23 protein-coding genes are annotated in these 26,161 nt (G+C 72.7%); 5 read left to right on the top strand and 18 right to left on the bottom strand.

The features are described 5' to 3' along the window. Positions 1-141 precede the first annotated feature (141 nt). Together OHT52_RS06960 and OHT52_RS06965 are read right to left on the bottom strand one after the other, a co-directional pair. Entirely contained in the window at positions 142-2,973 is a 2,832-nt protein-coding gene (locus tag OHT52_RS06960; RefSeq protein ID WP_328719257.1) for a putative bifunctional diguanylate cyclase/phosphodiesterase, read from the bottom strand. Positions 2,974-3,326: 353 nt separating this feature from the next. Further along, the gene (locus tag OHT52_RS06965; protein WP_328719258.1) at positions 3,327-4,277 is read right to left on the bottom strand and encodes a 2-hydroxyacid dehydrogenase; all 951 of its coding nucleotides are present in this window, start codon (positions 4,275-4,277) and stop codon (positions 3,327-3,329) included. A gap of 208 nt (positions 4,278-4,485) precedes the next feature. On the opposite strand from OHT52_RS06965, the gene OHT52_RS06970 reads away from it, so the two are divergent. Continuing rightward, positions 4,486-5,442, top strand: coding sequence for an aldo/keto reductase (locus OHT52_RS06970; RefSeq protein WP_328723639.1), 957 nt, complete (start codon positions 4,486-4,488; stop codon positions 5,440-5,442). A gap of 281 nt (positions 5,443-5,723) precedes the next feature. Continuing rightward, a complete protein-coding gene (locus tag OHT52_RS06975) occupies positions 5,724-6,884 on the top strand; it encodes a PQQ-dependent sugar dehydrogenase (RefSeq protein WP_443046771.1) in 1,161 nt (386 codons plus the stop codon). A gap of 37 nt (positions 6,885-6,921) precedes the next feature. Here OHT52_RS06975 and OHT52_RS06980 read toward each other — a convergent pair whose 3' ends face one another. The 13 genes from OHT52_RS06980 to OHT52_RS07040 form a co-directional block, all read right to left on the bottom strand. After that, positions 6,922-7,563, bottom strand: a complete 642-nt coding sequence (locus tag OHT52_RS06980) for a hypothetical protein (protein ID WP_328719260.1) — start codon at positions 7,561-7,563, stop codon at positions 6,922-6,924. Between the two features lie 73 nt (positions 7,564-7,636). Further along, positions 7,637-8,191 (bottom strand): GNAT family N-acetyltransferase, encoded by a 555-nt coding sequence (locus tag OHT52_RS06985; protein ID WP_328719261.1) that lies wholly within the window; start codon positions 8,189-8,191, stop codon positions 7,637-7,639. Beyond that, a complete protein-coding gene (locus OHT52_RS06990) occupies positions 8,179-8,634 on the bottom strand; it encodes a signal peptidase I (RefSeq protein ID WP_328719262.1) in 456 nt (151 codons plus the stop codon). Before OHT52_RS06990 ends, OHT52_RS06985 begins: the two co-directional genes overlap by 13 nt. 36 nt (positions 8,635-8,670) lie before the next feature. Beyond that, entirely contained in the window at positions 8,671-9,930 is a 1,260-nt protein-coding gene (locus OHT52_RS06995; protein ID WP_328723640.1) for an SLC13 family permease, read from the bottom strand. Positions 9,931-10,100: 170 nt separating this feature from the next. After that, a complete protein-coding gene (gene gatB / locus OHT52_RS07000; protein WP_328719263.1) occupies positions 10,101-11,609 on the bottom strand; it encodes an Asp-tRNA(Asn)/Glu-tRNA(Gln) amidotransferase subunit GatB in 1,509 nt (502 codons plus the stop codon). Between the two features lie 16 nt (positions 11,610-11,625). Next, the gene (locus tag OHT52_RS07005) at positions 11,626-11,859 is read right to left on the bottom strand and encodes a hypothetical protein (RefSeq protein WP_073727053.1); all 234 of its coding nucleotides are present in this window, start codon (positions 11,857-11,859) and stop codon (positions 11,626-11,628) included. 5 nt (positions 11,860-11,864) lie between these two features. Continuing rightward, positions 11,865-13,367, bottom strand: a complete 1,503-nt coding sequence (gene gatA, locus OHT52_RS07010; protein ID WP_328719264.1) for an Asp-tRNA(Asn)/Glu-tRNA(Gln) amidotransferase subunit GatA — start codon at positions 13,365-13,367, stop codon at positions 11,865-11,867. A gap of 5 nt (positions 13,368-13,372) precedes the next feature. Further along, positions 13,373-13,669, bottom strand: a complete 297-nt coding sequence (gene gatC, locus OHT52_RS07015) for an Asp-tRNA(Asn)/Glu-tRNA(Gln) amidotransferase subunit GatC (protein ID WP_266709411.1) — start codon at positions 13,667-13,669, stop codon at positions 13,373-13,375. Between the two features lie 188 nt (positions 13,670-13,857). Continuing rightward, a complete protein-coding gene (locus tag OHT52_RS07020) occupies positions 13,858-16,101 on the bottom strand; it encodes a putative bifunctional diguanylate cyclase/phosphodiesterase (protein ID WP_328719265.1) in 2,244 nt (747 codons plus the stop codon). A 398-nt stretch (positions 16,102-16,499) separates the two neighbouring features. Continuing rightward, positions 16,500-18,704, bottom strand: coding sequence for an NAD-dependent DNA ligase LigA (gene ligA, locus OHT52_RS07025; RefSeq protein WP_328719266.1), 2,205 nt, complete (start codon positions 18,702-18,704; stop codon positions 16,500-16,502). Positions 18,705-18,804: 100 nt separating this feature from the next. Next, positions 18,805-19,830 (bottom strand): methionine synthase, encoded by a 1,026-nt coding sequence (locus OHT52_RS07030; RefSeq protein WP_328719268.1) that lies wholly within the window; start codon positions 19,828-19,830, stop codon positions 18,805-18,807. A gap of 74 nt (positions 19,831-19,904) precedes the next feature. Continuing rightward, positions 19,905-20,594, bottom strand: coding sequence for an SDR family oxidoreductase (locus OHT52_RS07035; RefSeq protein WP_328719269.1), 690 nt, complete (start codon positions 20,592-20,594; stop codon positions 19,905-19,907). A gap of 89 nt (positions 20,595-20,683) precedes the next feature. Next, on the bottom strand, positions 20,684-21,223 hold the full coding sequence (locus tag OHT52_RS07040; protein ID WP_328719270.1) for a TIGR00730 family Rossman fold protein: 540 nt from the start codon (positions 21,221-21,223) through the stop codon (positions 20,684-20,686). A gap of 96 nt (positions 21,224-21,319) precedes the next feature. Here OHT52_RS07040 and OHT52_RS07045 point away from each other — a divergent pair, with 96 nt between their 5' ends. Continuing rightward, complete coding sequence (locus OHT52_RS07045; protein ID WP_328719271.1) at positions 21,320-21,655, top strand: DUF427 domain-containing protein; 336 nt, start codon at positions 21,320-21,322, stop codon at positions 21,653-21,655. Positions 21,656-21,761: 106 nt separating this feature from the next. Further along, the gene (locus OHT52_RS07050) at positions 21,762-22,565 is read left to right on the top strand and encodes an alpha/beta fold hydrolase (RefSeq protein WP_328719272.1); all 804 of its coding nucleotides are present in this window, start codon (positions 21,762-21,764) and stop codon (positions 22,563-22,565) included. A gap of 121 nt (positions 22,566-22,686) precedes the next feature. Here the strand turns inward: OHT52_RS07050 and mnmA are convergent, their stop codons facing one another. Then, positions 22,687-23,820: a tRNA 2-thiouridine(34) synthase MnmA gene (mnmA, locus tag OHT52_RS07055; protein WP_328719273.1), complete on the bottom strand. Its 1,134-nt coding sequence runs from the start codon at positions 23,818-23,820 to the stop codon at positions 22,687-22,689. A 61-nt stretch (positions 23,821-23,881) separates the two neighbouring features. Between mnmA and OHT52_RS07060 the strand changes: the two genes are divergently transcribed. Next, positions 23,882-24,568, top strand: coding sequence for an N-acetylmuramoyl-L-alanine amidase (locus tag OHT52_RS07060; RefSeq protein ID WP_328719274.1), 687 nt, complete (start codon positions 23,882-23,884; stop codon positions 24,566-24,568). Between the two features lie 21 nt (positions 24,569-24,589). On the opposite strand, the gene OHT52_RS07065 is transcribed toward OHT52_RS07060, so the two are convergent. Both OHT52_RS07065 and OHT52_RS07070 read right to left on the bottom strand, forming a co-directional pair. Beyond that, complete coding sequence (locus OHT52_RS07065) at positions 24,590-25,759, bottom strand: cysteine desulfurase family protein (protein WP_328719275.1); 1,170 nt, start codon at positions 25,757-25,759, stop codon at positions 24,590-24,592. 13 nt (positions 25,760-25,772) lie between these two features. Beyond that, positions 25,773-26,105 (bottom strand): DUF4190 domain-containing protein, encoded by a 333-nt coding sequence (locus tag OHT52_RS07070; RefSeq protein ID WP_328719276.1) that lies wholly within the window; start codon positions 26,103-26,105, stop codon positions 25,773-25,775. Positions 26,106-26,161: the final 56 nt, after the last annotated feature.

Here is a 26,161-nt window from a genome sequence, read left to right on the forward strand (position 1 = left end):
CTCGTGCCGTGAGGCAAGCGAGGGGAGCGCGCCGGTGCGGTAAGCGGAGTGTCGTAGGACTCCGCTTCAGCCGACGCGCTTTCCAAGTACGAGAATTCGGGTGCGCATGGCATTGACCCTCTCTCCGGCACGGCGGCCGTGTCAAGCGGGTGGGACGGACGTCTCATCATGTGAGCCGCCCAGCCGGGGCGGCGACCCCCCCGCGAGAACCGGCTGAGCTGCTGGTACGCCGGGTACGGGGAAGTGCCCGCGCCGCAGCGCGTGGCGCAGGCGGTACTCGTCCAGCGGCCCCGAGAAGGCCATCCCCTGGCCGTGGGTGCACCCCATGGCCCGCAGCGCGAGCACCTGCTCCGGGACGTCCACGCCGTCCGCCACCGACTGCATCCCGAGGTCGCAGGCGATCCGCAGCAGCCCGCTGGTGATCTTGTGCAGGCGCGCCGACTCCACCACGCCCTCGACGAGACCCCGGTCGAGTTTGAGTACGTCGACGGGGAGGCGGCGCAGGGCGTTGATGGCGGCGTACCCGCTGCCGAAGCCGTCGAGCGCGATGCGCACACCGAGGCGGCGCAGCGCCACGAGACGGCGTTCGAGTTCGTCGAAGGAGATCCGGGGGTCACTGTCGCCCACTTCGATCATCAGGGCGCCGGAGGGCAGGCCGTGCCGGGTCAGCAGCGCCTCGACCGAGCCGAAAGGCAGGGCGTTGTCCAGCAGCCGCCCGGCGGAGAGCCGTACGGACACGGAGACCGGGTACCCGGCCCTGGTGCGCTCGGCGGCCTGCTGGACGGCTTCCTCCAGGAGCCAGCGGCCGAGCTCGGCGGTGCGGTCGCCGTCGTCGGCGGCACGCAGGAACTCGGCGGGGGTGAAGAGGATGCCCTGGGCGGAACGCCAGCGCGCCTGGGCGGCCACCGCGGCGACGGTGCCGGTGGCGAGGTGCACCACGGGCTGGTGGAGCAGGGCGAACTCGCCGTCGCGCAGGGCGGTGCGCAGCCGGACCGCGAGCTCGGAGCGGCGCACCACGTCGGCCTGCATCTGGGGGGCGTACAGCTCGACCCGGTCCTTGCCCGCGGCCTTGGCCCGGTACATCGCGAGGTCGGCGTTGCGCATCAGGTCGGTGGGGGTGATCCCGGGCTCGGTGAAGGCGACACCGATGGAGGCCGCCACCCGTACCTCGCCGGGGCCGATGAGGTACGGCTGGGAGAGGGTGAGGCGGAGCCGGTCCGCGATCTCGTGGACCTGGTACTCCCGGGCGGCCTGGTCGCGGGTGCCGTCGCCGAGGATCAGTGCGGCGAACTCGTCGCCGCCGAGGCGGGCGGCGGTGTCCCCGGCCCGGACGGAGTCGGCGAGCCGCTGGGCGGCCTGGACGAGGAGTTCGTCGCCCGCCTGGTGCCCGATGGTGTCGTTGACGGCTTTGAAGCCGTCGAGGTCGATGAAGAGCACGGCGGTGCCGAGGTCGCCCGCCCGCCTTCCGCCGAGGGCCTGGCGTACCCGGGTGGTGAAGAGCGCCCGGTTGGGCAGGTCGGTGAGCGGGTCGTGTTCGGCGTTGTGCTGCAACTGGGCCTGGAGGCGGACGCGTTCCGTGACGTCGCGGCTGTTGAGGAGGAGGCCGCCGTGGTGGCGGTTGACGGTGGACTCGACGTTGAGCCAGTCCCCGGCGCCCGAACGGAAGCGGCACTCGATCCGGGTGGTGGGCTCCTCGACGGGGTGGGCGGCGAGGAAGCGCCGCACCTGGTGGACGACTCTGCCGCGGTCGTCGGGGTGGATGATCGAGATGAGTTCGGCTTCGAGCAGGTCTTCCGCCGGGCAGCCGTAGACCCCGGCCGCCGCCGGACTGACGTAGCGGAGTTTGCCGTGGGCGTCGGCGATCATGATGACGTCGCTGGAGCCCTGGACCAGGGAGCGGAAGTGGTTCTCCTGCTGGGCGAGTTCCTGGGTGAGGGTGAGGTTGTCCAGCAGCATGATCGCCTGGCGCAGCACGAGGGCCAGCACGACCGCGCAGCCGGTGAAGACCACCACGGCGTCGACCCTGCGTCCCTCGACCACGTTGTAGAGGATGCCGAGGGTGCAGACGGCGGCGGCGAGGTAGGGCGTGAGCGCGGCGAGCGATCCGGCGATCGGGCGACTGGTGGCGCGCGCCGCCCGGCCGGGGCGTTCGGCGCACTCGGGGTGCCCGGCCGTGTGCCGTACGCCCCAGGGCGCGTACGCGAGCAGGAGCGAGCCGGCGAACCAGCCCGCGTCCAGGAGCTGGCCCGAGTGGTAGGTCGAGCGGAGCAGCGGCGAGGTGAACAGGGCGTCACTGACGACGGTCAGGGCGAGTCCGGCGATGGCGGTGTTGACCGCCGAGCGGTTGGCGTTGTTCTGCCGGAAGTGCAGGGCCAGGACCATCGAGACGAGCACGATGTCGAGCAGCGGGTAGGCCAGCGAGAGTGCGGCGCGGGCGACGCTCTCCCCCTCGCCGACGACGTCGGTGGTGTGGGCGAGGGCGAGGCTCCAGGAGAGGGTGAGCAGCGATCCGCCGATCAGCCAGCTGTCGAGCACCAGACAGAACCAGCCGGCCCGGTTGACGGGGCGCTTGGCGAGCACCAGGAGTCCGATGATCGCGGGCGGCGCGAAGCAGAGGAAGAAGAAGTCGGCGGCGGAGAGCGGGGGTACGTGCCCGTCGAGGACGACTTCGTACCAGCCCCAGACGGCGTTGCCGCAGGCGGCCATCGCGGAGGAGAACGAGAAGAGCAGCCAGGCGGCCCGGGCGGGCCGGCCTGCCGCGCCCGCGTACAGGAAGCAGGAGACGGAGGCGATGAGGGCCGCCAGGCTGAGGCCGAAGTCGCCCATGAAGAGCGCCAGTCGGGTCGATCCCCAGCCGACGGCGGCGCCGACGGCGTACCCCGCGCAGACGAGGGCGAGCAGGACCTGGGGCAGCACCCTCGCGCGGGCGGACGCGGCCGTCCGGCGGGAGAGCGATGCGTCCAGGGCGCTCACCGGACGGCCCCTGGGTCCGGGGCAGTCCGCCGCACCGCTCCGTGCGGCGCCGGCACACTCCGGCCCACCGGCACGCGGCGCGGCACCGGTCGCGACGGCAGGCGGCTGCCCGGCAGCGCTCCCGTCAAAGACCGCTGCCGCCGGTTCGGCGTCCGTCCGTCCCGCTTTTGGCCGCACATCGCCCACTGCCCCCTCGCGTCCAGCTGCCCGCCCCGCCGCCGTCCTTCCACGGCGCAGCCCCCGCCTCTGGACGATACACCAGACTCGTCACGCAAAGCCATACTTCCTCTACTCTCCGTGACGACCTGGGGTGTTGTGCGCACAGGGCGCGACAACACGGCTCCGGACCGCTGTCAGCCGGTGGTGCGCACGACGTTGAGAACGGGCTCCCCGGCGGCGAAGCGGGTCAACTGGCCGGCGATCAGCCGCTTGGCGCGCGGCAGGAACGCGGAGGTGCTGCCGCCCACGTGCGGACTGATCAGGACGTGGGGAGCGTGCCAGAGCGGATGGCCCGCCGGCAGCGGTTCCGGGTCGGTGACGTCGAGAGCGGCCCGCAGGCGCCCCGACTCCAGTTCGACCAGCAGCGCCTTGGTGTCGACGACCGGGCCCCGGGCGACGTTCACCAGCAGTGCGCCGTCCGGCATCGCGGCGAGGAACGCGGCGTCCACCAGCCCTCGTGTGGACGGGTTCAGCGGGGTGGACAGGATCACCACGTCGGCCTGCGGGAGCAGCGCGGGCAGTCGGTCGAGGGCGTGCACGGGCCCGCGCGCGGTGGTACGGGGGGTGCGCGCGACGCGCGTGATCCGCGCGCACTCGAAGGGCGCGAGCCGGTCCTCGACGGCCGCACCGATCGAGCCGTAGCCCACGATGAGCACGGACTTGTCGGCGAGCGCCGGGTAGAAGCCGGACCGCCAATCCTCGGCGTCCTGGCCCCGCACGAAGCCCGGGACGTCCCGGAGCGAGGCGAGTATCAGCGTGAGCGCGAGTTCGGCGGTGGAAGCCTCGTGCACGCCCTTGGCGTTGCAGAGGCGCACACCGGCGGGGAGCCCCGCGAGGGCGGGCTCCACGTGGTCGGTGCCGGCCGAAAGGGTCTGCACGACCCGTACCGAGCGCATCAGGGGAATCGGACGGACGGAGGCTTCGGCTCCCTTCATGTACGGCACCACGTAGAAGGCGCACTGCGCCGGGTCGGCCGGGAACTCGTCCCCGCCGTCCCAGAAGTGGTAGTCGAGGCCCTCGGGGAGCCCGGTCATCGAATCGGCGGGGAGGGGAAGCCACACGTCGGCGCGGGTCGTGGAAGTCATGTTCCCGAGGCTATGCGAAGGCGTCCGGGACGCTGGGACGAGGCGTTCCGGTACCCGCGGAAGACGCCTTCGGCCCGAGCCGCGTGACGCGATGTGCTGATCCACTCCCTATCGTGGGACGAGCACGGGGCGGGCCCTGGGCGGTGGCACGACCTGGGGAGGGTTCGGGGAGTTGGAGCGCAGGACGATCGGTGGGGCGGCGCTCACCGTGGGCGCGGTGGGGCTGGGCTGCATGACGATGAGTTGGGGCTACAGCGCGTCACAACGGCTCGGCGAACGCTCGGTGCGTACGGTGCACGCGGCCCTGGACTCGGGGGTCCGGCTGCTCGACACGGCGGACATGTACGGCCCGTTCACCAACGAGCTGTTGGTCGGCCGGGCGTTGAGGGGCCGCCGGGACGACGCCTTCATCTCCACCAAGTGCGGTCTGCTGGTGGGGGATCAGCACATCGTCGCCAACGGCCGCGCGGGGTACGTGCGCAGGGCCTGCGACGCCTCGCTGAGGCGGTTGCAGACCGATGTGATCGACCTGTACCAGCTGCACCGCGCCGATCCGGAGGTGCCGGTGGAGGAGACCTGGGGCGCGATGGCGGAGCTGGTGACGGCCGGGAAGGTGCGGGCGCTGGGGCTCTGCGCCGTGGGTGCGCTGGTCCCGCGGCGGTCCCGGGCGGGGCTGCACGACGCGACGATCCGGCAGTTGGAGCGGGTGCAGCAGGTCTTCCCGGTCAGCGCGGTCGAGGCGGAGCTGTCGGTGTGGTCCCCGGAGGCACTGGTGTCCCTGCTGCCCTGGTGCACCGCGCGCGGGGTGGGGCTGCTGGCCGCGATGCCGCTCGGCAGCGGTTACCTCACGGGCACCCTGAAGCCGGGGCAGGGCTTCGAACCGGACGACCCCCGGGCCCGGCACCCGCGGTTCACCGCCGAGATGATGGCCTCGAACCAGCCGGTGGTGGCCGGGCTGCGCCGGGTCGCGCAGCGGCACGGGGCCACGCCCGCGCAGGTGGCGCTGGCGTGGGTGCTGCGGCAGGGCCCGCACGTGGTGCCGGTGCCGGGCGCGAAGCGGGAGGAGTGGGCGGTGGAGAACGCCGGGGCCGCCGCACTGGCACTCACCGACCGCGATCTGGCCGAGATCGCCGCGCTCCCGCGGGCCCTCGGGTCGTGGGACTGACGCCCCCTGCCGTCGTCGAGGGGTGAGGGCGGCAACGGTCATCCGATGCCCGCCGGGGTGCGGCGGGACCCGGCCCACCGGAGGGCCGGTGAGGGAGCGACCTGTCTTCTGGCCGCGATGCCCGAATACGGGGCGCCGGTACGGGCACCATGGGCGGGGGCGGCCCGCGGACGGGCGGCCCGGGAGCGGACGAGGGGGCCCGTTGGGCCCGGGGAAGGATCGGTTCTGTGCGCGGTTCGGTGTTCGGATCAGTACGCGTCACCGGGGCACGCGGCCCGGCGGTGGCTCTCCTCGCGGCGGCGGCCCTGGCGCTGACGGCCGGCTGTTCGTCGTCGGCGGACCCGGGAGGACCGGAGATCCCCGGTGCGACCGGCCCCGACGGGGCCGCCTCGCCGTCCGCCTCCCCCTCCCCCACGGTCTCGCTGCCGCCGGCCGAGGGGTCGGCGAAGGTCGTCTCCACCCTCACCACCGGCCTGGCCTCCCCCTGGGGGCTCGCGGTGCTGCCGGGCGGCGATCTGCTGGTCTCCTCCCGGGACGAGGGCACGGTGACCCGGGTGGACGCCGAGACCGGGAAGAAGACGCTCCTGGGGTCCGTTCCCGGGGTGTCGCCCGCCGGGGAGGGCGGGCTGCTGGGGCTGGCCGTCTCCGCGACGTACGGCGCCGACCACCAGGTGTACGCGTACTTCACCACCGAGTCCGACAACCGCATCGCCCGGATGGTGTACGACGAACGGCGGCCCGCAGGTGAGCAGTTGGGGGCGCCGGACACGATCCTGCGCGGCATCCCGAAGGGCGCGGTCCACAACGGCGGCCGGATCGCCTTCGGTCCGGACCGGATGCTGTACGCGGGCACCGGCGAGACCGGCGACGACGGGCTGGCCCAGGACGAGGACTCGCTGGCGGGCAAGATCCTGCGGATGACCCCGGACGGGGAGCCGGTGCACGGCAATCCGGAGGCGGACTCGGTCGTCTATTCGCCCGGACACCGCAATGTGCAGGGTCTGGCGTGGGACGGCGAGAAACGGCTGTGGGCCTCGGAGTTCGGCCAGGACACCTGGGACGAGCTGAACCTGATCGAACCGGGCGGCGACTACGGCTGGCCCGACGTGGAGGGCATCGCGCCCAAGGGCGCGGGCGGCGACTTCGTCGACCCGGTCGCCCAGTGGAAGACGGCCGAGGCGTCGCCCAGCGGGATCGCGTACGCGAAGGGCTCGATCTGGATGGCGGGTCTGCGCGGCGAGCGGCTCTGGCGGATTCCGCTGACCGGCTCGGCGAAGGAGCCCCTGGCGGAGCCCCAGGCGTTCTGGGAGGGGACGTACGGCAGGCTGCGGACGGTGGTCGCGGCGGGCGGCGACAAGCTGTGGGTGGTGACGGGCAACACCGACGGACGCGGCGAACCGGAGCCGGGCGACGACCGCATCCTGCTGGTGGAGGTCAGGTAGCGACCGGATCCGGGGATCCGGTCACCACCCGGGAGCCTCAGGTGCTGGGCAGTGCGACGATCAGGTCGAAGAACATGGCGATCGAGAGGACCAGCCCGATCGCGCCGAGCACCACGCCGCCGAGGGCGACGGAGCGGATCCAGGACGGCTGCGGCTTCGCGGAGGGCGCCCCGAAGGCGGGCCGTACCAGCACGTAGACGCCGACGAGCAGGGCGAGGATCGCGAAGATGCCGTTCACGAGGGCGGTGGTGTGCCAGGAGTCGCCGTAGATCTCGGAGATCTGCTGGGCGGCACTGCCACCGCTGGAGGTCTTGATCTGCCCGATCAGGGTCTCGCGCTCGGAGGCGACCTTGCCGGTCCAGCCGCCGACCAGGCCGACCACGCCGAGGGCGGTCGAGACGACGGCCCCGGCTCCGGCGCCGATGCCCCGGGAGGCCGCGTCGTCGTCGAGGTCCTCGTCGTGGAAGCTCTCGTCCAGGTCCTCGAACTCCTCGGACCCGGCGGTCTTGGTGAGGGCGTCGGTCTTGCCGAGGGCGACGGACGGCCCGTTCTTCTCCCCGGTGGCCGGGGAGCCGCCCTGCGCCACCGCGTCGGCGGCGTCGGACGTGGGCGGCTGCTGCTCCTCGCCGGCGTCTTCGGCGGCAGGGACGGTAGAGGTCTTGGCGGTGGAGGTGTTCATGCGCCGCACGCTAGGTGCCCCGTATGAGAACCCTCTTAACGTCACGGCCCCGCCGGACGCCGTCACCGCCGGCTCACGCCCGTGCGGCCCGCCATTCCGGGGCGAGGACCGACCAGATCTCGGTGTCGTGGCGCACACCGTGATACGGGTAACTCTCCCGGAGGACCCCGTCGCGGGTCATGCCGAGGCGGCGGGCCACGTCGATGGACGGGGTGTTCCCGGCGGAGGCGTGCCACTCGATCCGGTGCATCGACCGGACGTCGACGGCCCAGTCGATGAGTACGCGTACGGCCCGGGTGACCAGGCCACGGCCGGTGGCGTCCGGTTCCAGCCAGCAGCCCACCTCGCAGTTGCCCCCTTCCGCGTCGAAGATCCGGAACATCACTCCGCCGACCAGGACGCCGTCCAGCCGGATGCCGTAGAGCCGTCCGGTGTCCGCCGCCTGCTTGTCCGCGTACCGCTGGAGCAGGACGCGGGCGGAGGGCAGGTCGGTGGCCTGCGACGCGAACGGAATCCAGGGGTCGAGGGCCGGGCGGGCCCGGTCCATGTGGGCGAGGAGCTCCTCGGCCTGCCAGACCTCCAGCGGGCAGAGCTCGGCCCCGTCCTCACCCAGGCTCACAGCGAACATGCGGCTCCTTCGTCGTCGGTACGCGCAGCGGACATAGTCGCACAAACGTCCACTCCCGAGCCCTGCCCGCGTCCGCCGGCATCGGGTACCGCGTAGCCGGGCACCGAGGGCCACCGGACCGTCAGCACGACCGACTCCTCCTCCGCGAACCAGGAGTGGTCGACGCCGTGGCCCCACACGACGTAGTCGCCCTGCCGTGACAGCACCACCTCCCGGCCGGGCAGCTCCACCCGGAACCGCCCGCTGATGAGCACCAGCAGGGCCGTTCGTTCCTCGCCCCGCACCCACTGCGCCCGCTCGTCGCCTCGCGGGTGGACGCCCCACTTGATCTCGACGTCCTCACTGTGGCGGGGGTCGGCCGCGTCCTTGAAGTGCCCGAGGATCCATCCCCGGTCAAGCGCCGCGTCCGCGCCGGCGTTGCCCACGTACACGTTCTCGTTCATGCGTACGAGGCTAATCGGCCCCGGGTGGCTCGTTTTTCACACCCCGATCAGTTCCAGCGACCCCCAGAGCGCGACCGTGGAGACGGCGAGCGTGGCGGGGACGGTCAGCAGGCCGAGCCGGGTGAAGTGGCCGAGGTCGGGCGGGGAGTCGTGGGCGTGCAGGATGCGACGCCACAGCAGGGTGGCCAACGAGCCGACGTACGTCAGGTTCGGGCCGAGGTTGACGCCGATCAGCGCGGCGAGCAGCGGCCCGGGGCCGGCCGCCGCGACGACCGGCAGCAGCGCGAGGATCGCGGGGAGGTTGTTGATCAGGTTGGCCAGCACGGCGGCGACGGCCGCGACGGCCAGCAGCGCGGTCAGCGAGGAGCCGTCGGGGAGCACCTTGCCGATGCCGTCGCCGAGCCCGTGGTCCACGACGGCCTTGACCACGACGCCGAGGGCGAGCACGAAGAGGCAGAACGGCACGTTCGCGGAGTGCAGCAGCCGCAGCGGCGTGGTCCTGCGCTGCCCCAGCGCGCGCACCCCGAGGACCAGGGCACCGGCCAGCGCCGCCCAGAGGGGTTCCGCGCCCGCGAAGGAGGTGACGACGAAGCCCAGCAGGGTCAGCACCAGCACCACCAGGGTGAAGACGGGCACCTCGGTGCGTTCGGCTTCCGGGTCCGGCGCGTGGGCTCCGGCGGCCAGGTCTTCGGCGAAGACCCGGCGGAAGACGACGTACTCGACGGCGATGGCGGCCAGCCAGGGCAGCGTCATCAGCGCGGCGAACCGGGTGAAGGAGAGTCCGCTCGCGGTGAAGGCGAGGAGGTTGGTGAGGTTGGAGACGGGCAGCAGCAGCGACGCCGAGTTCGCCAGGTGCGCGCACGCGTAGACGTACGGGCGCGGGCGGGCGCCCACCCGGGCGGCGGTGGCGAAGACGACGGGGGTCAGGAGCACGACCGTGGCGTCCAACGAGAGCACGGCGGTGATGACCGAGGCCACCACGAACACCCCGCCGAGCAGCGGTACGGTACGGCCTCCGCAGATCCGGGCGACCAGGTCACCGGCGGCCGTGAAGAGCCCCTCGTCGGCGCAGAGCTGGGCGAGGACGAGGATCGCGGCGAGGAATCCGACGACCGGCAGCAGGTCTTCGGTCTGCTCACGCGCCTCGCTGAGCGGTACGGCTCCGATCACCACCACGAGCACGGCGGCGGGCACGGCCAGCACGGCCTCGGGCAGCCCGCGCGGGCGGACGACGGCGAACGCCAGGACCGCGAGGAGGACGGCGACGGAGACGGTCGCGGCGAGCACGGTGTTCAGCGGACCCTCCGGGGCCGACGGGCCCGCCCGCCTGGGGCGGGCAGGGGAAACGGGGACAGGAACAGCGAAAGGGGAAAGGCCGCCGCACGCGCGAAGGGGCGGCGCACCCGGTACCGGATGCGTCGCCCCTTCGTGCGGTCGAAGTCGCCGGCGGGAGCCGACCGGGAGGGTCAGCCCTCGACGCCGAGCTTCTCCAGGATCAGCTCGCGGACCCGGGCGGCGTCGGCCTGGCCGCGCGTCGCCTTCATGACCGCGCCGACGAGCGCGCCCGCCGCCGCGACCTTGCCGGCCCGGATCTTGTCCGCGATGCCCGCGTTGGCCGCGATGGCCTCGTCCACGGCCGTGGACAGCGCGCCCTCGTCCGAGACGACCTTGAGGCCGCGCTTCTCGACGACGGTGTCGGGGTCGCCCTCGCCCGCGAGGACGCCCTCGATGACCTGACGGGCCAGCTTGTCGTTGAGGTCGCCCGAGGCGACGAGCTCGGTCACCCGGGCGACCTGCGCCGGGGTGATGGGCAGCTCGTCGAGGCCGCGGCCGGTCTCGTTGGCGTTGCGGGCCAGCTCGCCCATCCACCACTTGCGGGCCTGGTCGGACGGGGCGCCCGCCTCGGTGGTGGCGACGATCAGGTCGACGGCACCGGCGTTGAGGATCGACTGCATGTCGAACTCGGAGACGCCCCACTCCTCGCGGAGCCGGTTGCGGCGCACGCGCGGCAGCTCGGGGAGTCCCTTGCGGAGCTCCTCGACCCACGCGCGGGCCGGGGCGACCGGCACCAGGTCCGGCTCCGGGAAGTAGCGGTAGTCCTCGGCGTTGTCCTTGATGCGGCCGGCCGTGGTGGAGCCGTCCTCCTCGTGGAAGTGCCGGGTCTCCTGCACGATCTTCCCGCCGGAGTTCAGCACCGCCGCGTGCCGCTGGATCTCGAACCGGGCGGCACGCTCGACGGAACGCAGGGAGTTCACGTTCTTCGTCTCGGAGCGGGTACCGAAGGTCTCGGTGCCGTTCGGGCGCAGCGACAGGTTCACGTCGCAGCGCATCTGGCCCATCTCCATGCGGGCTTCCGAGACGCCGAGCGCCTTGATGAGCTCGCGGAGTTCGGCGACGTACGCCTTGGCGACCTCGGGGGCGCGGGCGCCCGCTCCCTCGATCGGCTTGGTGACGATCTCGATGAGGGGGATGCCGGCGCGGTTGTAGTCGAGCAGCGAGTGCGAGGCGCCGTGGATGCGGCCGGTGGCCCCGCCGACGTGCGTCGACTTGCCGGTGTCCTCCTCCATGTGGGCGCGCTCGATCTGCACGCGGAAGATCTCGCCGTCCTCCAGCTGGACGTCCAGATAGCCGTCGAAGGCGATCGGCTCGTCGTACTGGGAGGTCTGGAAGTTCTTCGGCATGTCCGGATAGAAGTAGTTCTTCCGGGCGAAGCGGCACCACTCGGCGATCTCGCAGTTCAGCGCGAGGCCGATCTTGATGGCGGACTCGACGCCGATCTCGTTGACGACGGGGAGTGCGCCGGGCAGACCGAGGCAGACCGGGCAGGTCTGCGAGTTGGCGTCCTGCTTGAGCTCGGTGGAGCAGCCGCAGAACATCTTGGTCTTGGTGCCCAGCTCGACATGGACTTCGAGGCCCATGACGGGGTCGTACGTCGCGAGAGCGTCCTCGTACGACACCAGGTCAATGACAGTCACGGTGAAACTTTCCCTCTCAGCCCAGCAGGACGTCGTCGTCGCCGAGACGCTTCAGTTCGCGGTACAGGATCGCGAGACCGGTCACGATCGCCGCGGCGGAGACGGCCGCGTCGATGAGCCGGAGCACGTCGTTGTCGTTGCGCGCCAGCTTCGCCTGCTTGGCGACGCTGATCGCACCGAAGGCGGTGGAGCCCAGCGAGACGTACAGACCGGTCTTGGACTTCTTGAAGTTCTTGGCCTTCTTTGCCATGGCACTCACAGCGACGGAGCCTCCTCAAGCAGCGGGTGACCCCACTGTTCCACGAAGGCGGCCTCGACGGCGGCTCCGACCTTGTAGAGCCGGTCGTCCTTCATCGCCGGGGCGATGATCTGGAGACCGACCGGCAGGCCGTCCTCGGGGGCCAGGCCGCAGGGGAGCGACATGGCGGAGTTGCCGGCGAGGTTCGTCGGGATGGTGCAGAGGTCCGCGAGGTACATCGCCATCGGGTCGTCGGCGCGCTCGCCGATCGGGAAGGCGGTGGTCGGGGTGGTCGGCGACACGATGACGTCGACCTCCTCGAACGCCTTCTCGAACTCGCGGGTGATGAGGGTGCGGACCTTCTGCGCCGAGCCGTAGTACGCGTCGTAGTAGCCGGAGCTCAGGGCGTACGTACCGAGGATGATGCGGCGCTTGACCTCGTCGCCGAAGCCGGCCTCACGGGTGAGGGCGGTGACCTCCTCGGCGGACTTCGTGCCGTCGTCGCCGACCCGCAGGCCGTAGCGCATGGCGTCGAAGCGGGCCAGGTTCGAGGAGCACTCGGACGGCGCGATCAGGTAGTACGCGGAGAGCGCCAGGTCGAAGGAGGGGCAGTCCAGCTCGACGACGGTGGCACCGAGCGAACGGAGCAGCTCGACCGACTCGTCGAAGCGCTGGACGACACCGGCCTGGTAGCCCTCGCCCGAGAACTGCTTGACGACGCCGACGCGCAGGCCCGCGACGGAGCCGTTGCGGGCGGCCTCGACGACCGGCGGGACCGGGGCGTCGATGGAGGTGGAGTCCATCGGGTCGTGCCCGGCGATGGCCTCGTGGAGCAGGGCCGCGTCCAGGACCGTACGGGCGCAGGGGCCGCCCTGGTCGAGGGAGGACGAGAAGGCGACCATGCCGTAGCGGGAGACCGAGCCGTAGGTGGGCTTGACGCCGACGGTGCCGGTGACGGCGGCGGGCTGGCGGATCGAGCCGCCGGTGTCCGTGCCGATGGCCAGCGGTGCCTGGTACGAGGCGAGCGCGGCGGAGGAACCGCCGCCGGAGCCGCCGGGGATGCGGGTGAGGTCCCACGGGTTGCCGGTCGGGCCGTAGGCGCTGTTCTCGGTGGAGGACCCCATGGCGAACTCGTCCATGTTGGTCTTGCCGAGGATGACGACGTCGGCCTCGCGCAGCTTGCGCGTGAGGGTCGCGTCGTACGGCGGGACCCAGCCTTCGAGGATCTTGGAGCCGACGGTGGTCGGCATGTCCTTCGTGGTGAAGATGTCCTTCAGCGCGAGCGGGACGCCGGCCAGCGGGCCGAGCTTCTCGCCTGCGGCCTTCTTCGCGTCGACGGCGCGGGCTTGCGCGAGCGCGCCTTCGCGGTCGATGTGCAGGTAGGCGTGGACCTTCTCGTCGACGGCCTCGATCCGGGCCAGGTGGGCCTCGGTGACCTCGACGGCGGTGAGTTCGCCGGAGGCGATGGCCGCCGCGATCTCGGCCGCGGTGAGCTTGATGATGGTGCTGTGGTCCGTCATGGCTGTTAGTCCTCCCCCAGGATCTGCGGCACCTTGAAACGCTGCTGCTCCTGGGCGGGAGCGCCGGAGAGCGCCTGCTCGGCGGTGAGCGACGGGCGGACCACGTCGGCCCGCATGACGTTGGTCAGCGGCAGCGGGTGGGAGGTCGGCGGTACGTCTTGGTCGGCGACCTCGGAGACGCGGGCGACCGCGCCGATGATGTCGTCGAGCTGACCGGCGAAGTGATCGAGCTCTTCGCCCTTCAGCTCCAGACGCGCCAGCCGGGCGAGGTGGGCGACCTCCTCGCGCGTGATGCCAGGCATGCAGCGATCCTCAGGGGTTGGGGTGTGTGGCTACGGTGTGTCGCATCGGCCAACAGGATTGGCCAAGTCGGTTTGGCCCAATCCTATGGGGTCGCCCGCACACGCCTCCGCCACCGGGTGCCGGGGCCCCGGCACCCGGCGGGGTGCGGCCCCGCCCGTACGCCGCCCGTGCCCGCCCGTACGCCGCCTCAGGCCGGGGCCGGGCCGGAGTTCACGGCGCGGCCCGACGGGCGCTGCTCGGGTTCCGCTGCCGTTGTCACTTTCGCCGGTGCCGCCGTCACCTTCGCCGGTGCCGCCGTCACCTTCGCCGGTGCCGTTGTCACCTTCGCCGCCGTCACCGTCGCCGTGGCTGCCGCCGCTGCCGCCGCGGCCTTCAGTTCGGCCGGGCGCCGCCAGCCGTGTTCGCCGCGCGCCCGCAGCCAGGCCGTCGCCTCCTGCGGCGGCATCGCGGCCGCCACCAGCCAGCCCTGTACGGCGTCGCAGCGCAGGTCCCGCAGCCGCTCCCAGGTCTCGTCGTCCTCGACGCCCTCCGCGACGACCAGCAGTCCGAGTGAGTGGGCGAGGTCGATCGTGCAGCGGACGATCTCCGCGTCCTCCTGGTCGACGGCGAGCCGGGCCACGAACGACCGGTCGATCTTGAGCTCGCTCACCGGCAGCCGGCGCAGATGGACGAGGGAGGAGTACCCGGTGCCGAAGTCGTCCAGCGACATCTTCACGCCGTGTCCGGTGAGTCCGGCGAGGGTGTCGGCCGCGCGCTGCGGGTCTTCCAGCAGCACGTGTTCCGTTATCTCCAGCTGGAGAGAGCCGGCCGGAACCCCGTGGCGGGCCAGCCGGGCGGCCACACCGCCGGCGAACCCGGGGGTGTGGACGTCCCTCGGTGAGACGTTGACGGCGACGGGCACGAAGAGGCCCTCGGCCCGCCAGCGGGCGACCTGGGCCAGCGCGGTCTCCAGGACGTACTCCGTCAGGTGCGGCATCAGCCCGGACGTCTCGGCGATGGCGATGAACTCGTCCGGGGGGACCCGGCCGCGCTCGGGGTGCACCCACCGGACCAGGGCTTCGAGCCCGGCCACCTGGCCGTCGAAGCGGACCTTGGGCTGGTAGTGCAGTTCCACGTCCCCCGCGTCCAGCGCCCGGCGGAGGTCGCCGAGCAGGCCGAGGCGGTCCGGGGTGTTGCTGTCCCGCTTGGACTCGTACACCTCCACGCCCGTGCGGTCGCGCTTCGCCTGGTACATCGCGACGTCCGCGCGGCGCAGCAGCCCCTCGGCGTCCTGCGCGTGCTCGGGGTGGACGGCGACCCCGGCGCTGGCCTCCAGCACCAGGGTGAGTCCGTCGAGGTCCAGCGGCGAGGAGAGTTCGGCGACCAGGTGCCGGGCGACGCGCTGGGCGCTGGTGGTGGACTCGGCGTGCGGGAGCAGCACCGCGAACTCGTCCCCGCCCAGGCGGGCGGCCTCCGCGCCGCGCGGCAGGGCGAGCCGGAGCCGGTCCGCGATCTGGAGGAGCAGCCGGTCGCCGGCCAGGTGGCCGAGGGTGTCGTTGACGGCACGGAAGCGGTCCAGGTCGATGAGGACCAGGGCGGAGCGGCTGCCGAGGGGTTCGGCCTCCTCCAGCGCGGACCAGATCCGCTGGAGCAGCCACTGCCGGTTGGGCAGTCCGGTCAGCGGGTCGCGCAGCTGCTCCTCGGCGCGGGCGCGGGCGATCCAGAGCGTGGAGTCCAGCGCGATGAGCGGCACGGCGAAGAGCGGCAGGAGGACCGGCATGGTCATCGCCACGACGCAGATCAGCGGGGCGATGCCGAGCAGCGCGACGGCGACGAGTCCCTGGCGCAGCAGTGCGGTGCGGGCGATGGTCGGCAGTCCGCCGCCCTGGGGGGCGCGGGCGTACCAGAGGAGGGCGCGGGTGACGAGGAGGTGGGTGCCGGCGCAGAGCACCACGGCCGGCAAGGTGTCGATGCCCCAGTCGAGTGGCTGCCAGGGGGTCTCGACGCTGGGTGCGACTCCGAAGGCGGCGAGCACGAGGGCCGCGGCACCGATGCCGAGTATGTCCACGGCGCCGTGCAGGAGGCCCTGCTGCCAGCGGTGGCGTCGGGCGACGCCGACGAGGACGACGACGATCACGCTGACGAGTCCGGCGGGCACCCAGCCGTACAGCAGCAGGACGGCGAGGGTCAGCGCGGAACCGGAGCCGGTACCGCCCCACCACCGGTCCCGTCCGAGGGCGACCAGGTGACCGACGATGACACCGGTCAGGACGGCGAGGGACCAGCCCGCGGTGCCGTCCGGGAAGAGGGCGTCGCCGTCGCGCAGGACACGGCCGAGGCCCGTGACGAGCTGTACGGCGGCGAGCGCCACGAGCAGGGCCCCCCCTTTCGGCGTGAGGCCCGCGAAACCCTGCGTCCGCGACACCGGTACGGCGCTCTCGGTCGGCTTCATTCCGTCCCTCTCACAGCCTGCGGTGACGACGTCACACGGTGGCCCCCGCTCCCATGCCACCACGGCCCGCTCCCGCCACGCAGCCGTGCACGGAGGGCGCAGGTGCCAACAGTAGGACGCCGGGAGCTTCCGGGGCAGCGCTCCGCGCCTTTGGGGCGCTCCCGTGATTCCCGGCCGGTGCGCGACGGCGGTCACGACACCTCGCCGCACCGTCGGAACACCCCTGTATGTCCAGTATGCGAACGGTTCTTCGACGTGCGGCGCGCATGTTCAGCGGCCCGCGTCGCTCCTCCGGCCTCGACGGACGGGTCCCCCGCGTCCGCCGTGGTCCGAACGGGTGGTGCCTGCCGGGACACCGTCACGTCACGGTGTGGTCCGATGCCCCGGAGCCGCCCCGCTCACGCTCCCTCGGACGGCAGCGCCGCCGCGCGGGCCGCCTCGGGGCCCTCGTCGAGCAGGACCGCGAACCCGGCCTCGTCGAGCACGGCCACCTTGAGCTGCATCGCCTTGTCGTACTTGGAGCCCGGGTTGTCGCCGACGACGACGAAGGAGGTCTTCTTCGACACCGAGCCGGTGACCTTGGCGCCCCGGCTCTGCAGCGCGTCCTTGGCACCGTCCCGGGTGTGCCCGGCGAGGGTGCCGGTGACGACGACGGTGAGCCCTGCCAGGGGGCGGGGGCCCTCGTCCTCGCCGGTGCTCTCGTCCTCCATGCGGACCCCGGCCTCCCGCCACTTGCGCAGGATCTCCCGGTGCCAGTCGACGGCGAACCACTCCTTGACGGAGGCGGCGATGATGTCGCCGACGCCGTCGGCGTCCGCCAGCTCCTTCTCGGTCGCGGTGTCGATGGCGTCGACGGAGCGGAACTGGCGGGCCAGCTCCTGTGCGGCGACCGGGCCGACGTGCCGGATGGAGAGTCCGGTCAGCAGCCGGGCCAGCGGGGCCTGCTTGGCCGCCTCGATGCCCTCCAGCATGGCGAGCGCGTTCTTCTTCGGCTCGCCCTTCTGATTGGCGAAGACGAGGGCGGTCTTCTCCTCACCGGTCTTCGGGTCGCGTTTGGGCAGTCCACTGGCCGGGTCGAGGACGTAGGCGCGGATCGGCAGCAGTCGCTCGATGGTCAGCCCGAAGAGGTCGCCCTCGTCGAGCATCGGCGGCTCGGCGGGCTCCAGCGGCTGGGTCAGGGCGGCAGCCGCGACGTAACCGAAGTGGTCGATGTCGAGGCACTTGCGGCCGGCGAGGTAGAAGACGCGTTCGCGGAGCTGGGCCGGGCAGGAGCGGGCGTTGGGGCAGCGGAGGTCGACGTCGCCCTCCTTGGCCGGCTTGAGCGGGCTGCCGCACTCGGGGCATTCGGCGGGCATGACGAACTCCCGCTCGGTGCCGTCGCGCAGGTCCACCACCGGGCCGAGGATCTCCGGGATGACGTCACCGGCCTTGCGCAGCACGACGGTGTCACCGATGAGGACGCCCTTGGCCTTGACGACCTCCTGGTTGTGCAGGGTGGCGAACTCGACCTCGGAGCCCGCCACCTTCACGGGCTCGACCTGGGCGTACGGGGTGACGCGGCCGGTGCGGCCGACTCCGACGCGGATGTTGACCAGCTTGGTGTTGACCTCCTCCGGGGCGTACTTCCAGGCGATGGCCCAGCGCGGGGCGCGGGCGGTGGAGCCGAGCCGGCCCTGGAGCGGGATCTCGTCGAGCTTGACGACGACCCCGTCGATCTCGTGCTCCACGGAGTGCCGGTTCTCGCCGAAGTACCGGATGAAGTCGACTACGCCGTCGAGGGTGTCCACGACCTTGTTGTGCCGGGCGGTGGGCAGGCCCCACTCGCTCAGCAGCTCGTAGGCGTGGGAGAGGCGGTCGATGTCGAAGCCCTCGCGGGCGCCGATGCCGTGGACCACCATGTGCAGCGGGCGCGAGGCGGTGACCTTGGGGTCCTTCTGGCGGAGCGAACCCGCCGCCGCGTTGCGCGGGTTGGCGAAGGGCTTGTCCTCGGCCTCCACCAGGCGGGCGTTGAGCCCTTCGAAGTCCTCCATGGGGAAGAAGACCTCACCGCGGATCTCGACCAGCGCGGGGACGCGGTCGCCCTTGAGCCGGTGCGGGATCTCGGCGATGGTGCGGACGTTGGGGGTGACGTCCTCGCCGGTGACGCCGTCGCCCCGGGTGGCGGCACGGGTCAGCCGGCCGTGCTCGTAGGTGAGGTTGACGGCGAGGCCGTCCACCTTCAGCTCGCAGAGGAAGGAGTGGCCGGTGGAGCCGACGTCCTTGGCGACGCGTTCGAACCAGGCGGCCAGCTCCAGGTCGTCGAAGGCGTTGTCCAGGGAGAGCATCCGCTCGCGGTGGGTCACCGAGGTGAACTCGGTGATGTACGGCCCGGCGACCTTCTGTGTCGGTGAGTCCGGGGTGCGCAGCGAGGGGTGGGCCTCTTCCAACGCCTCCAGTTCGCGCATCAGCAGGTCGAACTCGGCGTCGCTGACGACCGGCTGGTCCCGGACGTAGTACCGGAAGCGGTGATCCTCGATCTGCTCGGCGACGAGGGCGTGCCGCTCCCGTGCCTCGCTGGGCACCGCCGTGTCCTGCTGGATGTGCTCGTCGCCGGTGCCGGCCATCGTCCCGTCCTCCCGTTGGGGGGTGTCTCTCGCGTGGTCTCTCGCATGGTGCGGGGTGCGCGGCGCGGTGCCCCGGGTCAGGGCCGCGCCGCGCGTCCCGTCACTCGGGGTTGTCCGCGAGGGACCGCGCCGCCCGGGCGCAGTGGGCGAGCGCGGCGCGGGCGTACGCGGGCGAGGCACCCGCGAGGCCGCACGACGGGGTGAGCACGACGGACTCGGCGAGAGTCCCCGGATTCAGCCCCAGCCTGCTCCACAGCTTCCTGACTCCCATGACGCTACCGCCCGGATCGGACAATCCGGCCGAGGCCGCGTCGGTGCCCGGCACGATGCCGAGGAGGAGCTGGGTGCCCCCCTCCACCGCTTCTCCGATCGCCTCTTCCTCACGCTCGGTGAGCAGCGAGAAGTCGAAGGAGACCGCGGCGGCCCCGGCCCGCCGCAGCAGGGCGAAGGGGACGCCGGGGGCGCAGGAGTGCACGAGCCCCGCGCCGTCCCCGGCGACGGCGAGCAGGTCGCGCAGGGCGCTCTCGACGATCTGGCGGTCCACGGAGCGGTAGGTGCGGTAGCCGCTCGCGCTCCTGACCCGGCCGCCGAGTACGGCGGTCAGGGACGGTTCGTCGAGCTGGAGCACGACGTCGGCGCCGGGAATCCGGCGGCGCACCTCGGCGAGGTGGGCCCTCAGTCCCTCGGCGAGCGATCCGGCGAGGTCGCGGCAGGCGCCGGGGTCACCGAGGACGGCCTCGCCGTTGCGCCGCTCCAGGGCCGCGGCGAGCGTCCACGGCCCCACGGCCTGGACCTTGAGCACCCCTTCGTACCCCTGGGTGAACTCCTCCAGGGCGTCGAGGTCCTCGCCGAGCCAGGAGCGGGCGCGGCGGGTGTCGCGGCCGGGGCGGTCGCTGATCCGCCAGCCGCTGGGCTCGACGTGCCCGTACATCTCCACGAGGAGTCCGACGGTCCGTCCGATCATGTCCGCGCCGGGGCCCCGGGCGGGGAGTTCCGCCAGGTGGGGGATGCCCTGGCCGTCCGCGAAGGACCCGGTGACGGTCTTCGCCGTCTCCCGCGCGTCGCCTCCGGGCATGGACCCGACCCCGGTCGCCGCGCACTCGCTGAACCTGCTCTTCTCGCTCACCCGGGAAGCGTACGGTCCCGGGGCGGCGGCCCCGGTCCCCAGGGGCGGGCCGGGCCCCGGGGGGACCCGCCGGGTCAGCGGCCGGGGCGGACCGTCAGGTCGTTGACCTCGGCGTCGCGCGGGAGGTCGATCGCCATGAGGATCGTGGTGGCCACGGACTCGGGGTCGATCCATCGCGCGGCGTCGTACTCCTTGCCCTCCTGCTGGTGGACCTTGGCCTGCATGGGGCTCGCGGTGCGGCCGGGGTAGACCGAGGTGACGCGGACGCCGTTGCCGTGCTCCTCGTGGCGGAGCGAGTCGGCGAGCGCCTTGAGGCCGTGCTTGCTGGCGGCGTACGCGCCCCACTGGGCGGACGCGGAGAGGCCGGCGCCGGAGTTGACGAAGACGACGTGCCCCCGGGCGACGCGCAGCTGCGGCAGTGTCAGCCGGGTCAGTTCGGCGGGGGCGACGAGGTTGGCGTTGAGCTGGAAGTGCCAGGCCTTCGGGGTGAGGTCGCCGATGTTCCCCAGCTCGACCACGCCGGCGATGTGCAGCAGCGAGTCGAGGCTCTCGGGCATCGGCTGCTGGCCGAAAGCCCAGGAGAGCCGGTCGGGGTTGCCCAGGTCACCGACGAGCGTACGGGCCCCGGGGTGGAGGGCGGCCAGTTCCTTGGCGCGGCCCGCGTCGCGGGCCAGCAGGACGAGGTCGTCGCCCCGGTCGTGGAGGCGGCGGGCGACGGCTGCTCCGATGCCGGAACCGGCGCCGGTGATGAGGTGGGTAGGCATGGGCTCCATGATCCCACCCGGTCCCGCGCCGGCACCGGCCGGGCGCGCTGGACCGGGTGGGCCGGGTGGGCGGGCCGGGTGGGCCGGGGTCAGAGCTGACCCGCGGACTCTTCCAGGTAGGCGAGCGCGCCGACACCGTCCTCGGCGAAGAAGACGAGGTCGGTGAGGGGGATCGGGAGGAAGCCCTCCTCCTCCATCCGCAGGAACTGCTGCCGCAGGCCGTCGTAGAAGCCGTCGGCGTTCAGCAGGACCACCGGCTTGGTGTGCTTGCCGTGCTTCTTGAGCTCCAGGATCTCGGTGGCCTCGTCGAGCGTCCCCATGCCGCCGACCATGATCACGACGGCGTCGGCCTTCTCCAGCAGCAGCGCCTTGCGTTCGGCGAGGTCGCGGGCGAAGACCATCTCGTCGGCGTTCTTCCGGGCCTGGTGCGCCATGAATTCCACGGACACCCCGACCAGGCGGCCACCCGCCTCCTGCACGCCGTCGGCGACGACCTTCATCAGCCCGCTCTCCGAGCCGCCCCAGACGAGGGTGTGCCCGCCGCGTCCGAGCAGCTCGGCGAATTCCCGGGCGGGGCGGGTGTAGCGGTCGTCGAGGTCGGCGGCGGAGAGGAAGACACAGATGTTCATGACGACACCGTACGGCGACGAGCGGGCCGGGCCCGACGCGCCCCGGGGCGGGAGCGGTACGGGAAGAAAACCGGCGCCCCGTCCGCTGCACCGGACATGACTTCCGCCGAGGGACACCGCATCACCGTCGAGTCCGGGACCGACCACGTCCGCGTCGTCCGCGACGGGCAGGTGCTGGCCGAAAGCCGACGGCCGCTCGTGCTGCGCGAGACCGGCTGCCCGGTCCGCTACTACCTGCCGCCCGAGGACGTCCGTACCGAACTGCTGACGCCCTCCGGGACCCGGACGCACTGTCCGTTCAAGGGAGACGCCTCCTACTGGTCGCTGCCCGGGGCGGCCGATCTCGTCTGGGCCTACCTCGATCCGAAGCCTGGAGTGGCGGCGATCAAGGACCACTTCTGCTTCTACGAGACCGAGAATGTCACTGATTGATCACCAATCGACCGAACCAGCAGGCTTTTTGAGCCTGCTTCGGGTCCTGCCGAAAAATCCTCTCCGGCTGCGATGAGTTCTCCGGGCGCCGGGGGTCTGCCCTCCCATGGACAGGATTCTCTCGCTGGACGGCACCCCGATCGCCCACCGCAGACAGGGCGACGGGGCGCCGGTGGTGCTGGTCGGGGGCGCGCTGAGCACCGCCGCGACCGAGGGCCCGCTGGCCGCGCTGCTCGCGCACCGCTTCACCGTCGTGACGTACGACCGCCGGGGCCGGGGCCGTAGCGGTGCCGGACCGGGCGGTCCGTACGTGCCGGACCGGGAGATCGAGGATCTCGCGGCGGTCGTCGGCGCGGCGGACGGGCCGGTGGCGGTGTTCGGCATGTCGTCGGGCGGGGCGCTGGCGCTGGAGGCGCAGGCGGCGGGCGTGCCCATGGAGGTGCTGGCCGTCTTCGAGCCGCCCTACACCCCGGGCGCGGAGGGGCTCGCGTACAAGGCGCGGTGCACGGCGGAGCTTCGGGAGCGGCTGACGGCGGGGGACCGGGGCGGGGCGGTGGAGCTCTTCCTGGCGCGGACGGGCGTGCCGCCGGAGACCGTGGCGCGGATGCGCCGGGCGCCGCTGTGGGCGGGGCTGGAGGCGCTGGCCCACACGCTGGAGTACGACGACGTCCTGCTCGGGGACGGGACTCCCCCGCTGGAGCGGTTCGCGGCGGTGACCGCTCGCACGCTGGTCGTCAGCGGCGGATTCAGCGCGGGCCCGGTGCGGGAGACGGCGATGGCGCTGGCCGAGGCGATCCCCGACGCCCGGCACCGGACGCTCAGCGGCCAGACCAGGGAACTCTCCCCGCAGGTGCTCGCCCCGGTCCTTTCGGACTTCTTCGCCCGCCGGGGGCTCGTCCCCCAGTCCTGACTCCGCCGCCCGGGGCCCCGGTCGTGGATGCGCCGCCCGGGTCTCGTCCCGCGAGGGTGGAGCGGAGCCCCGCGGCCGGCCGGGCGGGCCGGTCACCGGGCTCCCCCGCGTCCAGCCGCGTTCAGGAGACGGCCGGGGCCGTCTCGCGCCGGACGGTGGTCGCGATGGTGGCGGACCCGACGACCCGGGTGCCGTCGTAGAGCACGACCGCCTGGCCGGGGGCGATCCCGCGCACCGGCTCGGCGAAGGAGACGTGCAGGGTGCCGTCGGTCAGCTCGGCGGTGACCTCGCTCTCGCCTCCGTGGGCGCGCAGCTGCGCGGTGTACGTGCCGGGGCCCGTCGGGGCGGTGCCGCACCAGCGCGGCTTGATCGCGGTGAGCGCCGTGACGTCGAGGGCCTCCACCGGGCCGACCGTGACGGTGTTGTTCACCGGGGAGATGTCCAGGACGTAGCGGGGCTTCCCGTCCGGGGCGGGGTGGCCGATGCGGAGACCCTTGCGCTGGCCGATGGTGAACCCGAAAGCCCCGTCGTGGGTGCCGAGCTTGGCGCCCGCCTCGTCGAGGATGTCGCCCTCCGCCTTGCCGCCGAGCCGGCTCGCCAGGAAGCCCTGGGTGTCGCCGTCCGCGATGAAGCAGATGTCGTGGCTGTCGGGCTTCTTGGCGACGGCCAGTCCGCGCGCCTCTGCCTCGGCGCGGATCTCTTCCTTGGTGGTGAGGGTGTCGCCGAGCGGGAACATCGCGTGGGCGAGCTGCTTCTCGTCCAGCACCCCGAGGACGTAGCTCTGGTCCTTGGCCATGTCGGAGGCGCGGTGCAGTTCGCGGCTGCCGTCTTCCTTCAGCACGACGGTGGCGTAGTGGCCGGTGCACACGGCGTCGAAGCCCAGGGCGAGCGCCTTGTCGAGCAGCGCGGCGAACTTGATCTTCTCGTTGCAGCGCAGGCAGGGGTTGGGCGTGCGCCCGGCCTCGTACTCCGCGACGAAGTCCTCCACGACGTCCTCGCGGAAGCGTTCCGCCAGGTCCCAGACGTAGAACGGGATGCCGATGACGTCCGCCGCGCGGCGGGCGTCCCGGGAGTCCTCGATGGTGCAACAGCCGCGCGCTCCGGTTCGGAACGACTGCGGGTTCGCGGAGAGGGCGAGGTGCACACCGGTCACGTCGTGCCCCGCCTCGGCGGCGCGCGCGGCGGCGACGGCGGAGTCGACTCCGCCGGACATGGCGGCGAGCACGCGCAGGGGGCGCTGGGAAGTCTGAGTCATAGCCCGTCCAGAGTACGGGGCTCCGGGAACCGATCGCTCGCGGATATGCGTTGCAGCTGTCATGGGAACCTCGGGAGGCAGCCCGTCCGGTCCGGACGGGACCGCGGACGGTGTGAGCCGGCGCACCCTGCTGATCGGCGGCTCGGCCATGGCGGCGGCGGTCACGGCGGCCGCTCTGGCGCGGGACGAGCTGAAACACGCCTGGTGGCGGCTGCCGGGCGTGGAGAAGCCGCGCACCCCCGGCGAGCTGGACTACGCCCAGGCCCGCTGGACGGCGGCCTCCGAGGCGAACTGGCGGCGCGCGGACCGCCCCGAGGACTACCGGATAGACCGGGTGGTCGTCCATGTCACGCAGGGCAGTCTGGCGAGTGCGGTGCGGGTCTTCCAGGACCCCGCGCACCAGGCGGCCGCACACTACGTCGTGGGCAAGGACGGGTCGGTGACGCAGATGATCCGGGAGCTGGACGTGGCGTACCACGCGGGCAACCGCGCGTACAACGAGCGGAGCGTCGGCATCGAGCACGAGGGGTTCGTGGACCGGCCGCAGGACTTCACCGCCGCGATGTACGCCTCCTCCGCGCGGCTGACGGCCTCGGTCTGCGGGCGGTACGCCATTCCCGTCGACCGGGAGCACGTCATCGGGCACGTGGAGGTGCCGGGTACGGACCACACCGACCCCGGGCCGCACTGGGACTGGGACCGGTACATCGAACTGATACGGCGGGCGGCCTCGGGACGCGCGGCCTGAACACCCGGGCCGGGCGGTCCCTCAGCTGAGTCCGGCGGTGCGGGCGCGTTCGACGGCGGGGCCGATGGCGCGGGCCACGGCGGCGACGTCCTCGGCGGTGGAGGTGTGGCCGAGCGAGAAGCGCAGGGTGCCGCGCGCCAGGTCGGGATCGGTGCCGGTGGCCAGCAGGACGTGGCTGGGCTGGGCGATCCCGGCGGTGCAGGCGGAACCGGTGGAGCATTCGATGCCCTGGGCGTCCAGCAGCAGCAGGAGCGAGTCGCCCTCGCAGCCGGGGAAGCTGAAGTGGGCGTTGGCCGGGAGCCGGCCGCCGGGGGCGGGATCGCCGCCGAGCACCGCGTCCGGGACGGCCTCCAGCACGGCCGCGACCAGATCGTCGCGGAGCCCTCCGACGCGGCGGGCGAACTCCTCGCGGTGACGGGCGGCGTGTTCACCGGCGACGGCGAAGGCGGCGACGGCGGGCACGTCGAGGGTGCCGGAACGCACGCGCCGCTCCTGGCCTCCTCCGTGCAGTACGGGTACGGGGGCGTGGGCGCGGCCCAGCAGCAGGGCACCGATGCCGAACGGCCCGCCGATCTTGTGCGCGCTGACCGTCATCGCGGCGAGCCCGGAGTCGGCGAAGCCGACCTCCAGCTGCCCGAACGCCTGCACCGCGTCGGCGTGCATCGGGATACCGAACTCAGCTGCCACGGAGGCGAGTTCACGGACCGGCATGATGGTGCCGATCTCGTTGTTGGCCCACATGACGGTGATCATCGCCACGTCGTCGGGGTCCCGGAGGACCGCCTCGCGCAGCGCCTCGGGGTGCACCCGGCCGTAGTGGTCGACGGGGAGGTACTCGACGGTCGCGCCCTCGTGTTCGGCGAGCCAGTCGACCGCGTCCAGCACCGCGTGGTGCTCGACCGGACCGGCCAGCACCCGGGTACGCCGGGGGTCGGCGTCGCGGCGGGCCCAGTAGAGGCCCTTCACGGCGAGGTTGTCCGCCTCGGTGCCGCCCGAGGTGAACACCACCTCGCTGGGGCGGGCGCCGAGGGCGTCGGCGAGGGTCTCTCTGGACTCCTCGACGGTACGACGGGCCCGGCGCCCGGCTGCGTGCAGGGAGGACGCGTTACCGGTCGCGGCGAGCTGTGCGGTCATCGCCGCGATCGCCTCCGGAAGCATCGGCGTGGTCGCGGCGTGGTCGAGATATGCCATGGTGCGTCCGATTCTACGAGCCCCAGGCCACCACCCCGTGAGCGGTGACCACTACGGCGAGGACGACGAGGTCGGCGACGCCCAGCGCCAGCCCCAGAAGGGCCCTCCCGCGCCGCTCGGTGGACCGGGCCAGCGCGATCAGCGCCATGACGACGGCGGCCGGACCGAACAGCAGGTTGAACACGAGCAGGCCCAGCAGGCCGAGGACGAACGAGGCGACGGCGAGCCCGTCCGCGTCACGGGTACGCGCCCCGCCGACGGCTTCCCCGGTGACGGCGGGCCGGGCCCCGAGGGCGGCCCGGCGGCCGGGGCGGAGGGCGGGGGCGACGAGCGGGAAGAGGGCCATGGTGCGAGCTCCTTCGGCCGGAGGCGGGATCTTCGCGAAAGGGGGGTGCGGCGGCG

The organism is Streptomyces sp. NBC_00247 (assembly GCF_036188265.1).
Lineage (GTDB): Bacteria > Actinomycetota > Actinomycetes > Streptomycetales > Streptomycetaceae > Streptomyces.